At 49.7% G+C, this 16143-nt stretch carries 11 protein-coding genes; 10 read left to right on the forward strand and 1 reads right to left on the reverse strand.

Annotated elements, in window-relative coordinates:
* Positions 1–185 precede the first annotated feature (185 nt).
* The 3 genes from gcvP to ACYVEA_RS14930 all read left to right on the forward strand — a co-directional run bounded on the left by gcvP (position 186) and on the right by ACYVEA_RS14930 (position 6156).
* Positions 186–3089 carry an aminomethyl-transferring glycine dehydrogenase gene (gene gcvP / locus ACYVEA_RS14920; RefSeq protein WP_461114242.1) on the forward strand — a complete coding sequence of 968 codons (2904 nt, stop codon included), beginning with the start codon at positions 186–188 and terminating at the stop codon, positions 3087–3089.
* 188 nt (positions 3090–3277) lie between these two features.
* Positions 3278–5284, forward strand: coding sequence for an OmpA family protein (locus tag ACYVEA_RS14925; RefSeq protein WP_461114243.1), 2007 nt, complete (start codon positions 3278–3280; stop codon positions 5282–5284).
* Between the two features lie 62 nt (positions 5285–5346).
* Positions 5347–6156: a tryptophan-rich sensory protein gene (locus tag ACYVEA_RS14930; protein WP_461114244.1), complete on the forward strand. Its 810-nt coding sequence runs from the start codon at positions 5347–5349 to the stop codon at positions 6154–6156.
* Positions 6157–6188: 32 nt separating this feature from the next.
* Here the strand turns inward: ACYVEA_RS14930 and ACYVEA_RS14935 are convergent, their stop codons facing one another.
* Complete coding sequence (locus ACYVEA_RS14935; RefSeq protein WP_461114245.1) at positions 6189–6632, reverse strand: peptidylprolyl isomerase; 444 nt, start codon at positions 6630–6632, stop codon at positions 6189–6191.
* 473 nt (positions 6633–7105) lie between these two features.
* Here ACYVEA_RS14935 and ACYVEA_RS14940 point away from each other — a divergent pair, with 473 nt between their 5' ends.
* The 7 genes from ACYVEA_RS14940 (at position 7106) to ACYVEA_RS14970 (ending at position 16099) form a co-directional block, all read left to right on the forward strand.
* Positions 7106–8038 (forward strand): helix-turn-helix domain-containing protein, encoded by a 933-nt coding sequence (locus ACYVEA_RS14940; protein WP_461114246.1) that lies wholly within the window; start codon positions 7106–7108, stop codon positions 8036–8038.
* Between the two features lie 170 nt (positions 8039–8208).
* Positions 8209–11358, forward strand: a complete 3150-nt coding sequence (locus ACYVEA_RS14945; protein WP_461114247.1) for an efflux RND transporter permease subunit — start codon at positions 8209–8211, stop codon at positions 11356–11358.
* Between the two features lie 13 nt (positions 11359–11371).
* The gene (locus ACYVEA_RS14950) at positions 11372–11671 is read left to right on the forward strand and encodes a DUF952 domain-containing protein (RefSeq protein ID WP_461114248.1); all 300 of its coding nucleotides are present in this window, start codon (positions 11372–11374) and stop codon (positions 11669–11671) included.
* 19 nt (positions 11672–11690) lie between these two features.
* Complete coding sequence (locus ACYVEA_RS14955) at positions 11691–12791, forward strand: efflux RND transporter periplasmic adaptor subunit (RefSeq protein ID WP_461114249.1); 1101 nt, start codon at positions 11691–11693, stop codon at positions 12789–12791.
* Complete coding sequence (locus ACYVEA_RS14960; protein ID WP_461114250.1) at positions 12788–14245, forward strand: efflux transporter outer membrane subunit; 1458 nt, start codon at positions 12788–12790, stop codon at positions 14243–14245. The genes ACYVEA_RS14955 and ACYVEA_RS14960 overlap by 4 nt, the downstream gene beginning before the upstream one ends.
* A gap of 105 nt (positions 14246–14350) precedes the next feature.
* Positions 14351–15421, forward strand: a complete 1071-nt coding sequence (locus ACYVEA_RS14965; protein ID WP_461114251.1) for a mannose-1-phosphate guanylyltransferase — start codon at positions 14351–14353, stop codon at positions 15419–15421.
* A 144-nt stretch (positions 15422–15565) separates the two neighbouring features.
* Positions 15566–16099, forward strand: coding sequence for a hypothetical protein (locus tag ACYVEA_RS14970; protein WP_461114252.1), 534 nt, complete (start codon positions 15566–15568; stop codon positions 16097–16099).
* Positions 16100–16143: the final 44 nt, after the last annotated feature.

Raw genomic sequence — 16143 nt, forward strand, 5'->3', positions numbered from 1 at the left:
AGTGAATGGTAGTCGCATCAAATCAATTCCATAGTTAATCCTTATTACATCTATCAACGGCGTGATAACAAAAGACATATATTTAAATGACTTGATGGACGTTGTCTGGCGAAACGTACCGGCAATTTGCACATTTTGGCGTAAATTTGAGTTTCCATTAAAACGAAATAGTGGGCAACTCCGGCATGAAACTAAATCTTCAGCAGACAGACATATTTGAAGACCGTCACCACGGTCAAACTGATGCGGCCCAGGCCGATATGCTCAAAACAGTGGGCGCCAAATCGATCGACGAGCTAATTGGACAGACCATACCCGCGGCTATTCGACTATCCAAACCACTCAATTTGCCCGAACCTAAGTCAGAAATGCAGTTTCTGGCTGACTTTAAAAAAGTTGCCGGGCTTAATAAAGTTTTCAAATCCTATATCGGTACGGGTTATTACGATACACTCACTCCGAACGTTATTCTTCGCAATATTCTGGAAAATCCAGCCTGGTATACCGCCTATACGCCGTATCAGGCTGAAATTGCGCAGGGGCGGCTCGAAGCACTGCTGAATTTCCAGACGGTCGTCTCTGATTTGACAGGCATGGATCTGGCCAATGCATCGCTTCTTGATGAAGCCACTGCGGCTGCTGAAGCCATGAACATGCTCTATGCGAACCGGCCGGCATCTAAAAAATCGGCTGAAACGTTTTTCGTCTCGGAGCGGTGCCATCCCCAAACGATTGATGTTATCAAAACCCGGGCCACCCCTATAGGTATCGACGTATTGATTGGTGATCACCACACGGTTGACCTCACGAATGGCTCTATTTTTGGGCTATTGCTGCAATACCCAGCGTCTGATGGCGAAGTGTTCGATTATACAGACCTAATTGCTTCCGCCCACGAATTAGGCATCACCGTAGCTGTAGCCGCTGATTTGCTGGCCCTGACGCTGTTGACTCCTCCGGGCGAAATGGGGGCCGACGTCGTGGTTGGTTCCTCGCAACGCTTCGGGGTTCCAATGGGGTACGGTGGTCCTCATGCGGCTTTTTTTGCGACCCGCGATTCGTTCAAACGGCAGATTCCCGGCCGGATCATTGGTGTATCGCAGGATGCTGAAGGGAGACCTGCGCTACGTATGGCCCTGCAAACGCGGGAACAGCATATCCGGCGCGAAAAAGCAACCTCAAATATCTGTACCGCGCAGGTTTTACTGGCCGTCATGGCGGGCAGCTATGCCGTTTATCATGGTCCGCAGCGGCTTCGGGCCATCGCCGAACAGGTACACGCGCTGACTAAAATCTTTGCGACGGCGCTACGCTGGAGTTCGCACGAAGTGAGCACCCAAAACTATTTCGATACCATCACGATTCGGGTTGACGATACTGAATCGCTGAAAAAATCGGCGCGGGCGGCTCAATTGAACCTTAGGTATCTGCCTGATGGTGAGCATGTAAGTATTTCGTTCGATGAAGCAAAAACGCTGCACGACCTGACCGAATTACTGACGGTATTTGGCGTAAAAACCGACGTTGATGCGATTCTGGAAGGACTGGAAATTACCTGGCCGGAGCAACTTATTCGTAAGTCAGACTACTTGACGCATTCGGTTTTTAACACGCATCACACCGAGCATGAGATGCTACGTTATCTCAAATCGCTGGAAGAAAAAGATTTGTCGCTGGTTCATTCGATGATTTCGCTGGGAAGCTGCACCATGAAGCTCAATGCAACGGCAGAAATGATTCCTGTTACGTGGCCTGAATTTGGTAAGCTTCATCCGTTTGCCCCTAAAGAACAGACGGCTGGCTACCAGCAGCTATTTACAGAACTGAATGCCTGGCTTTGCGAAATCACCGGTTTTGCTGCCATGTCGTTGCAGCCCAATTCGGGCGCGCAGGGCGAATACGCGGGCCTGATGGTGATCCGGGCGTACCATGAGAGCCGGGACGACCATCATCGGAATATTGCGTTGATTCCACAATCGGCGCATGGTACAAATCCGGCCAGCGCCGTAATGGCAGGCATGAAGGTGGTGATTGTGAAATGTGATGAGCGCGGTAATATCGATCTGGCCGATCTTAAAGCAAAAGCGGAACAGTACAGTGCTGATCTGTCCTGCCTGATGGCTACCTATCCATCAACACACGGTGTGTTTGAGGAAAGCATCAAAGAAATCTGTGATATCATCCACCAGCACGGCGGGCAGGTATACATGGACGGAGCGAATATGAATGCGCAGGTTGGCCTGACTTCTCCGGCAACGATCGGTGCGGATGTTTGCCACCTCAATCTGCACAAAACGTTCTGTATTCCTCATGGTGGCGGTGGCCCAGGCATGGGACCAATCGGCGTAGCGCCCCAGCTCGTGCCATTCCTGCCCGGCCACGCGATGGTACACATTGGTGGTAGTCAGGCGATTCATGCGGTTTCGGCGGCTCCTTACGGCTCGGCCAGCATTCTGACGATTTCATACGCCTACATTGCAATGATGGGTGGTGAAGGATTGACAAATGCGACGAAGAAAGCCATCCTGAATGCGAACTACATCAAAGCTCGCTTACAAGGACACTACGATACGCTGTATACAGGGACCAACGGTCGTTGCGCTCACGAGATGATAATCGACTGCCGTCCATTCAAAGCCGTTGCGGGCGTTGAGGTTGAAGATATTGCCAAGCGATTAATGGATTATGGGTTCCATGCACCAACGGTTTCGTTCCCGGTAGCGGGTACGCTGATGATCGAGCCCACCGAATCGGAATCGAAAGCCGAACTCGACCGTTTCTGCGAAGCCATGATTGCCATCCGTAACGAAATTCGGGAGGTGGAAAATGGTGAAGCGGACCGTACGGCTAACGTACTGAAATACGCTCCTCACACCGCTACCGTAGCCTTGAGTGATACATGGGATCGGCCCTACAGTCGGGAGAAAGCGGTGTTCCCACTGCCACAGGTACGCGCTCGTAAATTCTGGCCGAGTGTCAGCCGGATTGACTCCGCCTACGGCGATCGGAATCTGGTTTGTGCCTGCGTACCTGTGGAAGCCTATGAAACAGAAGTCGCCGACGAAGCAAGCGTAGCGCAGCAGGCGTAACTAAGTTGTAGAGTAAGAGTAATGTGAGTGGAAATCCACACTTTATATCCGTCCTATTTTGGAGCCTATAAAGTGTGGATTTCCACCCGCTTTGCGTTCAATAAATCATGGATTGTGTTCGTTAAAAGTAAGACCCGCCTGAATTTGCCTTATCTTGGGCGAGTATTTGTTTTTGCTCAATAATCCATATGAGAATCAATACGTTGTCTGTAATGCTGGTAGCGATGGCAGTAGCCACCGGGTTGACGGGCTGCAACTCGGCCATGCAGGCGTATAAAAAAGGAGTTCATCACTACGATGCTGGGGAATATAATTTAGCCCTGACCCAGTTCCAAAAAGCCGCTACGGGCACCATTGACCCCGCCCGATTGAACTACTATATGGCGGAATCGTATCGCTTGTCGAACCGATTCGCGGAGGCAGCTCCATTTTATCAGAAGGCCCTTGCTGCCAATACGACCGAACCAGAGGCCCATTTTAATTATGCGTACGCGCTAAAAGCGGAGGGTAATTATGCTGGGGCATTGGAGCAATTGCAACAGTACGTTGCTAACGCGCCAAAGTCCGCACCCAAGGCAACGCTCGACAAGGCCAGGCGCGAAGTGGAAACCTTACGGGCGATTGATATGATCGCTAAAACCAAATCGCTCATTACACTCAAAAACATGGGAAGTCTCAACTCGGCTGGTGCTGAGTTTGCACCCGTTGTGCGGGGTGAAGAATTGGTTTTTACGGCCTCAAGAAAGGATCAGGTCTATAAAAATAACGGCCTGCCGATGTTGGGCTTATACAAAACCAAACTACCCCAGAATCCGGACGAAACAGGGAGCATTGCGCCGACCGGACCTCCCGAGCTGTTTAGTACGAATGTTTTTGAGGGTGACGTGAACGAAGGAACCCCCGCTTTTTCGAAGGATGGCAAGACGATGATTCTGGCGCGTGGCAATAATGGTAAGCGCAAAGGCGGCCTGGATGTGGATCTTTACATCAGTCGCTTAGGGGATGGCAACGCGTGGAGCCAGCCGCTACGTCTTCCCATTAGTGATTCGACCGCTTGGGATGGTTCTCCTGCGTTTTCAGCGGATGGCAAAACGCTTTATTTTGCCTCAAATCGAGCGGGTGGGGCAGGAGGAATCGACCTTTACCGTACCAGTATTGATGCGTCGGGTCGGTTTAGTCGCCCGGTTAATATGGGGCGCGATATCAATACACCCGGCGATGAGATGTTTCCATACGTAGCACCCAACGCGAAACTGTATTTTGCCTCCGATGGCCATCCAGGCTTAGGGAAATTGGACATTTTTGTAGCGACACGCTCAGGCGGGGTAACACGGGTTGAGAATATGGGGCAGCCTATTAACTCGCCTGCCGATGACTTTGGCCTGATTTACACGGGAGATGCCAATGGTTTTATGGCCTCAAATCGAGCGGGTGGCAAAGGTGACGATGACATTTATTTCTTCCAGGAAGGGCTCACCCCTTCAACGCCAACCATTGCTCAGAATCCGCCCGCCAGCAGTGCGCCGAAAACGGTACGTTACTTTATTGCCGGAACGGTCTCGGCCAATGAAACGCCTGTTGCTCCACTGGATTCGGCCAGAGTTAGAATTCTGGATGATGCAACAGGTCAGCCAATTGCGGAGGTAACGACCGGACAGCCGGGTACGTTTGGCAAGTATCCATTGCAGGAAGGCAAGGATTATACGATTCTGGCTGAACGAAAAGGCTATCTAACACGTCGGGAGCCGTTTACGATGCAGGGTAAAAGCATTCCCGAAGTTTTTCTGACCAAGCCGCAAACCGATACTACGTTCAACGTAGCGATTCTGCTGGATAAGTCGGTGCTGAACAAGACGTTCGTTCTGGAAAATATCTATTACGATCTGGACAAGTACAATATCCGTGCTGATGCATCACCCGAACTCGACAAGATCGTCGTGATTTTGAAAGACAACCCTACGCTCAAGCTTGAGCTCAGTTCGCATACCGACGTTCGTGCGCCAGATGCCTATAACATGAAACTGTCGCAGAATCGGGCGAAAGCAGCGGTCGATTACATTGTGTCGCAGGGTATTTCGGCAGATAGATTAGTTGCAAAAGGCTACGGCGAGACTCGTTTAGTAGTTAAAAATGCTAAAACTGAGGAAGAACACCAGCGCAATCGCCGGACAGAAATCAAGATTCTGGAGTTGTAACAAGTCCTGGAAACATTCACCAAAGAGGTTGGTTGATAGTTATATCGATCAACCTCTTTTTTATGCAAAACGATAAACTTCGGCAGTTTTTTGTCGTGTTCAGCATTGTACTGCTGATCGTGATGAATTACCTATCCAACGCCGGTGCGTTCGGCGGACAAACAAATGGCGATGTTTCCCGGAAATACCAGACGCTGATAACGCCGGCGGGCTATGCGTTTTCCATCTGGGGGATTATTTTTCTGGGATTACTGGCTTTTGCCATCTATCAGGCATTGCCTTCACAGCGAACAAATCAGCGTTTTCGAGCGGTGGGCTGGTGGGTGGTGTTAAACGCAGGTTGTAATGCCATCTGGAGTCCACTTTTCAATAATGAACGGATCGGTCTGGCTCTGGTGATTATTCTGGTGATGCTTTTCTCGCTGGTGATCATTGAGCAACGTTTACTAGCGAGACCCCATATGCCGCTAGTGTCCACTGATCAGGGAACTACTCTTCCTGAATCGGCGGCTTCTCCAACGGAGACCTGGCTAGCCCGAATTCCGTTTTCGATTTATTTCGGCTGGCTAACCGTCGCCACTATTTTGAACGTAGCGGTCTTTTTGAAAGCAACTGAGTTTAGTTTAATGGGCTTTAGTGAGCCAACCTGGGCAGTGACTATCCTGATCGTTGGGTTGCTGGTGGGGACAGTCGTCTTCAACCGATACCGAAGTGTAGCTTATATTCTGGTCTTTGCCTGGGCGTACGTAGCGATTGCCGTAGAGCAAAGTGACTATAACCCGGTTCAGCTAACGGCTGAGATTGGCGCAATCAGCGCGGTCGTTCTGGCTGTTAGAGGTTTATTAAACCGAAAGACACCCGTTTATACGTAGTGTGGGAGACCTTTCTCCCACACTACATTCTTCTATGCTTCGTCTTCCAGCACCGTAATGCTGTTAATTTTATCGCCCTGCTGAATCTGGTCGATTATGTCCAGACCGTCAACAACCTTTCCGAAAACAGTATGATTGCGGTCAAGGTGGGCTGTGTTCTGGCGGTTGTGGCAGATGAAAAACTGCGAGCCGCCCGTATTACGTCCCCGGTGAGCCATTGACAAAACGCCCCGGTCGTGGTATTGATTTTCGCCCGTTAGTTCACAATCAATCGTATAACCCGGTCCGCCCGCACCAGTGCCGGTTGGATCTCCCCCCTGAATCATGAAATTTGGAATAACGCGGTGAAATTTAACACCGTCGTAGAACCCTTTTTTGGCGAGCGTGATAAAGTTGTTAACCGCTTTGGGGGCGTCTTTCTCGTAAAACTCGATAAGCATGGTGCCCTTGTCGGTATTCATTTGTGCCTTTGGCATAACCTAAATTATTTTTTGTTGTGGTAACAAAATTACAATGATTTCCGGTCCGCACAGAACAAAAGTTATTCTGTTGGAATCTGATATGAAGGCCGCCGATTAACGTGCTTGCTCAGGTACTTTCCAATAATTGTGTTGTATAGACTCAGCCTGTAATATGTATGAAAATGGCCGCCTACATTCAGGCCTATAATCAGCAGTAAAGCGCTAATAGCTATGTCGTCTGACTCCTGTAAGTTTGACTTACATAGTAATTTATTCTTTAAATAGTACTATTTTTGAGATCGCTTTTTTGAAAAAATGCAACTAAATTGCCTGACTATAAGTTGGAAAGGAAAATCACTACCTGTTAGCTTCTTGTTTTTATTCAATACTACTCAACGTTATTTTAGTTATTAAGTAGTAATACTCTGGTAGGTTTCACTACTTGCTGATTTGGTTCTTTTTGGAATAGTCTATTACGATACGTCGCTGTGGAAAATCAATCGATCCCGTACTACGATAATTTGCCTGATTTTTTGAAGGCCGTAAAATCAATCGACTCCACAAACCGTTGCTTCGGCTTGTTTCCATTCGAGCAATTCGGTGGTCCGGGTGAGGTGATTCCACCTTTTCGGAGCAGCACCTACGTAGCGGCTTTGGTAACCGAAGGAACAGGTACCATTCATCTGGACGGTGTTCCATACTGTGTCCAGCCAGGCACCCTCTATTTCCTGCGTCCCTGGACGGTGCGGTCGATACACAAACAGGATCAATGGCACGGCTACGTGCTGATGTTTACATCGGAATACGTAACAAAACGGTCGGTGCTTTCCGACCCAATGCGGGAGTATCCTTTTTATCGGAAAGGTGCCCAGCCACTCATTCATATTGCGCCCGCTGACGTGGCTGAGCTATATGGTCAAATTGAGCTGATCGATAAGGAATTTGCCCATCCCACGCGCTCGAAAGCTGACCGGCTGGATATAACCTATCATCTGCTACAGGCGTTGATGATTAAGAGTCGGCATATTTACCGTGAAACGCTTTCGGCAACCGACTATTCGCAGCCTGTATCATTGGTTGAACGATTCCAGAGCCTGCTACAGATGTATTACCTGCCGGATCCCAATCAGACGGCACCCATGTTATTAACGGTTCATGAAGCTGCTGACCGACTGCATATACATCCGCATTATCTGAGTGATATTCTGAAAAAATATACGGGTAAAACAGCGCTGCAGCATATTCGCGAGCGGACGGCCTTTGAAGCCCAGAACCTGATCCGTAATACAGATCTTACTGTAGCCGAAATTGGTTACCGGCTTAATTTCGAAGACCCATCAAATTTTACGAAGTTCTTTAAAAGCATTATGGGCATAACTCCCCGGGCTTATCGTGATCAGCTATATGCACTAGCTGCGTAAACCGAGGGTGACTGGTAATTTTACTGTCTCAACTTTAGGAATCTGCATTTTTTACCAGTGAATCTACAAAACCTACCTGTTTCGCTGATAGGACCACTGGTAATTTTGTCCCACTACCAGATAGAGTTAATACGTAACTCTGTTGATGCCAATCACTTCTCAAGCTTACTATGTGGATTGTCCGCTTAGCGTTAGAAAAAAAATACACCATCGCCGTTATGGCGTTGCTGATAATGATTATGGGTGGGCTGGCGGTTACGCAGATGCCGACCGATATTTTTCCGCGTATTAATATCCCTGTTGTATCGGTCTTATGGGGCTACAATGGCCTTTCGACCAATGAAATGGAGAAGATGATTACCAACTTCTCCGAGACGTCGATCATCAACAACGTTAGCGACATTCAGCGGCTCGAATCGCAGACGTATAATGGTACCGCGGTGCTGAAAATCTATTTTCAGCCATCCGTAAAAATTGAGGAAGCCATTGCTCAGGTAACGGCTATTTCGCAGACGATTCTGGTCCGAATGCCACAGGGCACGCAACCACCCCTCATTGTCCGCTATAATGCCACCGACGTACCGGTACTTCAGCTGGGTCTTTCGTCGGATAGCCTGACTGAGCCCCAAATTACCGATTATGCCCAAACGCGCGTACGTCCGCAAATTTCGACCGTGCCGGGCAGTCGCCTGTCGCAGGCATTTGGTGGTAAAACCCGCCAGATCATGGTGGATCTGGAACCAGACCAACTAATTGCCTATAACGTAACGCCTGAGGAAGTTACGAACGCAGTTTCTGCCCAGAATTTGACTTTGCCGAGCGGTTCACTACGTTTAGGCGAGCGGGAATACAATGTTCGCCTGAATTCAAAGCCGGATGTTATTACGACGCTGAACGACGTACCGATCAAGGTGGTTGGCGGCACAACTGTTCACATGCGCGACGTCGCTAACGTGCACGATGGAGCGGCAGTTCAGGCCAATATCGTGAAGCAGGATGGCAGTAAGGGCGTGTTGATGAGCATCGTTAAGACCGGGAATGCCTCCACAACGGAGATTGTTGATAAGATCCGTAATACCATTTTACCAACCGTTCGGGCGGCTGCTCCGTCGAATTTGCGCATTCAGGAGCTTTTCGACCAGTCAGTTTTTGTGCGGGCGTCGATCAAAGGCGTATTGGTTGAAGGTATGATTGCCGCTTTGCTAACGGCGGCCCTGATTCTGCTGTTTCTGGGAAGCTGGCGTAGTACGCTCATCGTGGCTATTTCAATCCCACTGTCCATTCTATCCTCGCTTATAACCCTATACCTACTGGGCGAAACTTTGAATATCCAAACCCTCGGCGGATTGGCGCTGGCTATCGGGATTCTGGTGGACGATGCAACCGTGACGATCGAGAACATTCACCGCAACGAAGAGTTAGGCATGCCACTACGTCAGGCTATTCTGGAAGGTGCGCAACAGATTGCGACGCCAACGCTCGTGTCGACGCTGACGATCTGTATTGTGTTTACGTCGGTGCTGTTTCTGGAAGGACCAGCTCGATTCCTGTTTGGACCGCTGGCCGAAGCTGTAGTATTTGCCATGCTAGCCTCTTACGTTCTGTCGCGAACGCTGGTTCCAGCCCTGGCCGACCTGATGCTACGTGGGGAGAAGCATGGAGCAGCGGGCATGGAGCATGGGGAAACGCCCCGCGCTACGTTATACAGCCGGTTTAACGCGGGTTTCGAGCGTTTTCAGAACAAATACATTGGTGCACTGGAATGGGTTCTGGCGAATCGTAAGATTGTCCTAGCCTTATTTTTGGGCGTTGTCATCTTTACCGGCCTCCTGATTCCGTTTGTCGGTCGTGATTTCTTCCCACGGGTTGATGCTGGGCAAATCAAATTGCACATGCGGGCACCGGGCGGAACGCGACTCGAAGCGTCGGAACAGGTAGCCGCTAAAACCGCCGAAATCGTTCGCGAAGTAATTCCGGAAGAAGAGGTTGGTTCGATCATCAGCAACATCGGACTAACCTCGGAGCGCTACAACTTTATCTTTACCGACAACTCCTCCGTTGGCGCGTCTGATGCCGAATTGCTGATTTCGCTCAATGAAGAGCGGTCGCACGCCACCGACGATTATGTGCGTGAAATACGCGCTCGTTTGCGGGAAGAAATGCCTGACGTTACGTATTTTTTCCTGCCTGCCGATATTGTCAGCCAGATTCTGAACTTCGGACTGACATCGGCCATTGACGTGCAGGTGTCGGGTTTCGACCGGGCCAATAATCTGAAGGTTGCCCGCGAAATGCGCGAGAAAATTGCCCAGATTCCGGGGGCTGTCGATGTACACCTGCATCAGGTACTGGACGCGCCCGAGCTGTATCTGGATATTGACCGCGAACGGGCCGGTCAACTGGGCCTGACGGAGCAGCGTGTTGCAACGAACATGAATATCTCGTTGAGCGGTACCGGACAAACCCGGCCGAACTTCTGGCCCGATCCAGCCACCGGATTTCCGTATCTGATTGCCGTACAGACGCCACCGTATAAACTGGACTCCTACGAAAAACTGCTACGTACGCCCATCATACCGGGTCAGATTTCGCCCCAGTTGCTGAGCAACGTAACGACCGTGAAGCGCACGACGACGCCCGTCATTATTAACCGGGTTAACACGCAGCCAAGCTACGATGTGTATGCCTCTGTCGAGAAAACGGATTTGGGATCGGTAGCTAAGGCATTGGAAAAAATTAAGGCTGACTATAAAACGCAACTTAAACCGGGTAATACCATCTCTATTCGGGGACAGGTTGAAAGTATGGAAAGCGCCTTCAATCGGCTGGGAATAGGTATTGTGTTTGCGGCTTTGCTGGTCTATCTGCTGATGGTGGTTAATTTCCAGTCGTTCCGCTATCCGTTTATTATCATTACGGCTTTGCCCGGTGCGTTGTGCGGTATGGTCTGGATGCTGTTTCTAACTGGCACGACTTTTAGTATTCCGTCGCTGATGGGAGCTATCATGAGCGTGGGCGTTGCCACAGCAAACAGTATTCTGCTGGTAAGTTTTGCAAAAGATCATCTGCCCGAAGTAGGTGGAAGTGCCTACGAAGCAGCGCTGGAAGCCGGTCGAACCCGTCTGCGACCCATCCTGATGACGGCGATTGCCATGATCATCGGGATGTTACCCATGTCGCTGGGTTTGGGCGAAGGGGGCGAACAGAATGCGCCACTGGGTCGGGCCGTAATTGGGGGTTTGCTGCTGGCAACCTTCACTACGTTGCTTTTCGTCCCCGTCGTATTTAGTTATCTGGCCGGTAAAAAGAGAACAGCTTAAACGAATTCAGAAAATGAATCTGATTTATCACATCGTTTCCGCAACAGACTGGGCGACGCAGGAAAGCCAGCTGGATTATGAAGCGAGTAGTTTACAAACGGAAGGCTTTATCCACATGTCGACAAAAAAACAGGTGGATGGTGTGCTGAGACGCTATTATCAGAACGTACCTGATTTGTTACTACTGCATGTTGACGTAGATAAGCTAACGCAGGAATTACGCTACGAAAGGGCTACCAATAATGAACTGTTTCCGCATTTGTACGGGCCGCTCAACAAAACCGCAGTAATAGCTATTGAAAAATTGAACTAATTGTTTTTTAAGTACTTATATGAAATTCTTTCGCATCACTATTCCACTGCTGGCACTGATCGCCATCTTTGTGTTTTTCGGTGTACTGCCCCGCATTCGCAACACGCAGGAATTACAGGCGGCTGCCGAGCGGGAAAAAAATCGCGATCCAATCGTAAATACCGTACTATTGAAACACTCGTCGGACACGACGGGGCTAACGCTGCCCGGGCAGATTCAACCGTATCGACAAACACCGCTCTATGCTCGCACACAGGGCTTTCTGCGTCGGTGGTACGTCGATATTGGTGCTCAGGTAAAAGAAGGTCAGGTTTTGGCGACCATCGATGTGCCCGAACTTGATCAGGATATTGCCCGAGCCAAAGCCGATCAGCAACTGGCAAAAACCAACCTTGAACGCTTGCAGAGTGTTCAATTGCCGGGCGCCATTGCCAAACAGGATATCGATACCCGGCAATCTGGGGTATCGGTCGCGCAGGCCAATCTTGGGCGGTTAGAAGCCTTGAAGGATTTGCAACAGATCCGGGCACCGTTTAGCGGAGTAATTACCAGCCGCACCGCCGAAAATGGTAATTTAGTATCGCCGGGAGCGGGGCAGCCGTTGTTTACTATCTCAGAGTTAGGCATGCTGCGGGTGTTCATCGACGTACCGCAAACCTATTATCAATACATCAAGGTAGGCATGCCCGCTACGGTGACCATACCTGAGCTGAAAAACCGGACATTTGCTGGTAAGGTTGTGCGCACATCGGGTACGTTACGGAGCGATTCGCGGACCTTATTAACCGAAGTTGCCATTCCAAACCCGAAACGGGAATTACCTTCGGGTTTGTATAGTCAGGTCAAGTTTGATATGATTGCGGCCAATTCGCCCATTCTGATTCCGGCCAATGCTTTGCAAATGACTCCACAAGGGGCACAAGTCGTTGTGGTGGAAGCTGATCAGCGGGTGCGCTTTGTGCCCATCACGCTCGGCCGCGACTATGGCACTACGCTCGAAGTCGCGAGTGGGTTAACCGGTCGGGAGCTTGTTATTACTAATCCAAACGACCGTCTGCGTGATGGTCAGAAAGTTCGGTTTCGGAAGTCCGTTGCTGAAAAAACCGTAGCGTTGCGATGAACAAATTTTTTAGTAGTGCTTTTTTAGTAAGTAGTCTAGTTTTTCAGGCAACGGCGCAAACCACGCCACTCAACGCGCCGGGAGGTGCCGTAACGATTCAGCCACAGGCCCCAACGACCAACGCGGGGCCAGGGTCTAGTGCTACGTCGGCAGCCGTTGGCTATCCGAACGGCCAGGCACCAGCTTTCACGATTAGTGGTTTCAAGCGCTTTGGTGATCCAACGCTTGAGTCCCTGCTTCAGTTGGGTCTGGATAATAGTCCGAACATCAAATCGGCGCTGAGTCGGCTGGAAGAAGCCCGGATTCGGGTCAAGATCGCGCAGTCATTTTTATCGCCGTCGCTGCGAAGTTCAGCTTTAATCACCACCCAGAGTTTGTCGGAGCGTCGGCCACTTTCGGTGGCGAATCAGGCTGATCTGTTGCCACGGTTTCAGCTAAACACCTTTCAATTATTACCCATTGATGCCAGTTACGAGCTGGATTTATTCAAACGGATTCGGAACGGTATTGTCGTAGCGGACTTACAGGCGCAGGCCAACGATGCCGATTACCAGGCATTTCGCCTGAGTCTGGCCTCCGATATTGCCCGGACGTACATGCTTATTCGGGGCAATGATGCTGAGCAGGCCGTTTTTCGACGTAATATTCAATCGCGCGATACGACGCTGGCAATTATTCGTGAGCGCTTCCGGGTTGGCTTGATCAACCAGATTGACGTCCAACGGGCCGAAACCGACTACGCTGGTTTGCAGGTTACGCTGAAAGGGCTTGAACGGGCACGCATTGAGTTGGTGAATGGACTGGCGCAATTATGTGGACAAGACCCCACGCAATTCTCGATTTCGTCCGGTACGTTGCCTACGGCCGTTCCTGTTTATCCCTATGCCAGTGTGGCGCCCGAACAGATTCAGCGTCGCCCCGATCTATTGCAGTTCAGCCGACAGAACCAAATTGCGGCTGCGCAGGTAACGCTTCAGCAGTCCACTACGTTGCCACGTGTGACGCTGGTAGGGTCTGGTGGAATACTTTCCGGTAAGATTGGCAACTGGGTTACGCCCAGCGCTGCCACCTACATTGTGGGCATTAATGCGTCGGTGCCGCTTTATGAAGGTCACCGCGCCCGCCAAAACATTGCGCTTTCCAGGCAGTTGACACAAACCAGCCAGCAAACGTATCAGCAGGCGTTACAGGTAGCGCAGCGTGATGCCGAAACTGCCTTGGATAATCTTACGTTGTTGCGCCAGCAAATTGACCTGCAAGGACAAACGTTGGCGCTGGCTCGTCGGACGGAGCAGTACAACCGTGAACTCTATATTCGGGGACTTGCTACGTATCTGGAAGTCCTCGATGCTCAACGAACGATACTGACTACCGAACAGCAGTTAGTGCAGCTTCGGAGTCAGGAAGTTCAGTATGCTGTGGCATTGCTCCGGTCTGTGGGGGGCGACTACTAGAGAATCCGGTGGTCTAGTGATACCTCTAAGTCAAAATCCTAAACTTTTCCAGCGTAAAACTGTAAGTTAGTGGCAACTTTGTCACAACATTACTTTTTAGTATCAATGAACCATACGTATGTTATTATTATGGCGGGAGGGGTAGGAACACGGTTCTGGCCTTTCAGCCGGACGAGTTATCCCAAGCAATTCCACGATGTACTCGGCACGGGCCGAACGTTGCTTCAACAAACTGCCGATCGTTTTGAGGGCGTTTGTCCTTCCGAAAATATATTTATCGTTACCAGTGCGCTTTACAAAGACCTTTGCCAGCAGCAATTGCCCCAACTGACCGACGATCAGGTGCTGTGTGAACCCATTGCCCGGAATACCGCGCCCTGTATCGCCTACGCCTGCTACAAAATTGCGCAGCAAGATCCCGAAGCCAACATCGTAGTGGCTCCGGCTGATCACATTATTATAAAAGAAGAGGAGTTCAAACGTACCATTCAGTCGGCGCTGGATGCGACGAAAGACCAGGACATTCTGGTAACGCTTGGTATTCAACCCAGCCGCCCTGATACGGGCTACGGCTACATACAGTACATTCCTGAGTCGGAGAAAACGATCAAAAAAGTTAAGACGTTTACGGAGAAACCGCATCTTGAACTAGCCCAGCAGTTTGTAGAAAGTGGCGAATTTGTGTGGAATGCGGGTATTTTCGTCTGGAACGTCCAGTCTATCATGAAAGCTTTCGAGGCTTACTTACCGGAGATCGCTGAGATTTTTGCCGAAGGAACGGGCAAGTATTATACCAGCCACGAGAAAGCGTTTATTGACAGGGCCTATTCCCTCACCAGTAGTGTGTCGATTGACAACGGGGTGATGGAAAAAGCCAAGAACGTCTATGTCGTGCTGAGTGATTTTGGATGGTCGGATCTGGGTACGTGGAAATCGCTCTATGAAGTGTCGGACAAGAACGACGATCTCAACGTGATTGACGGCCATATCATGTTGTATGATACCAAAAACTGTATCATCAAAACGCCGAAAGATCGTCTGGTGGTGGTTAATGGTTTAGACGGCTACATTGTCGCTGAATACGATAACGTATTGATGATTTGCCGCAAGGAAGAAGAGCAAAAGGTGAAAAACTTTGTTGCCGACGCTAAAGAGCGGGGCGCTGAGTTTGTGTAGATAAGTTGTCAGGAGGTGGTCAGTATGGTCAGGAAATAGTCCGTTATTGTTGGCTACTTCCTAATCATACTGACCACCTCCTGACCATATTATACAATGGCGGAAACACTCTGTTCGTTAGCTGTACGAACTGCTGATTAACTTGTGAAAAAAGTTCTCTACTTAAGTCTGGCATTATTTCTGGCCAGTTTGCTCATCACATGTAAAGAAAAAAACGCCGATTTTTCGCCCGGCACCGTTGACTCACGCCTTACTGGCTCGTGGCAGCTTTATGAACGACGATTTTCTAAAGATTCGATCCTGTATTCATACGTACAACAAAAAGATTCTACTCGTAATAAAGACTCCATTTACGTCGTAACAATTGATACGATACGTGTCAGCCGGGATACGTCTTTTTACACTACAAAACGCTACCCGAGCGCCCCTCCTCAAACGTTAACATTCGGTACCGACGGCACACTGAGTCGCAACGGTACCGAAATGACGTACTACGCCCCGATTAAATATTACCGAATCGACCCAACTTACCCCGACAATCTATTTATTAATTTTTTCATTAGTACGAACCGGGCTAATGTCCCTTTTCTGCAAGGCCTGGAGTTTAAAAAAGATACGTTATTGCTGAAGCCATTTTGCGAGCAATACTGCTATTCTAAGTTTCTTCGCGTACGTTGAGTAAAGGTTAGAAACTAGTGTACCGAATACTGGTTATCCTTAAT

It is taken from the genome of Spirosoma jeollabukense, from assembly GCF_054777855.1.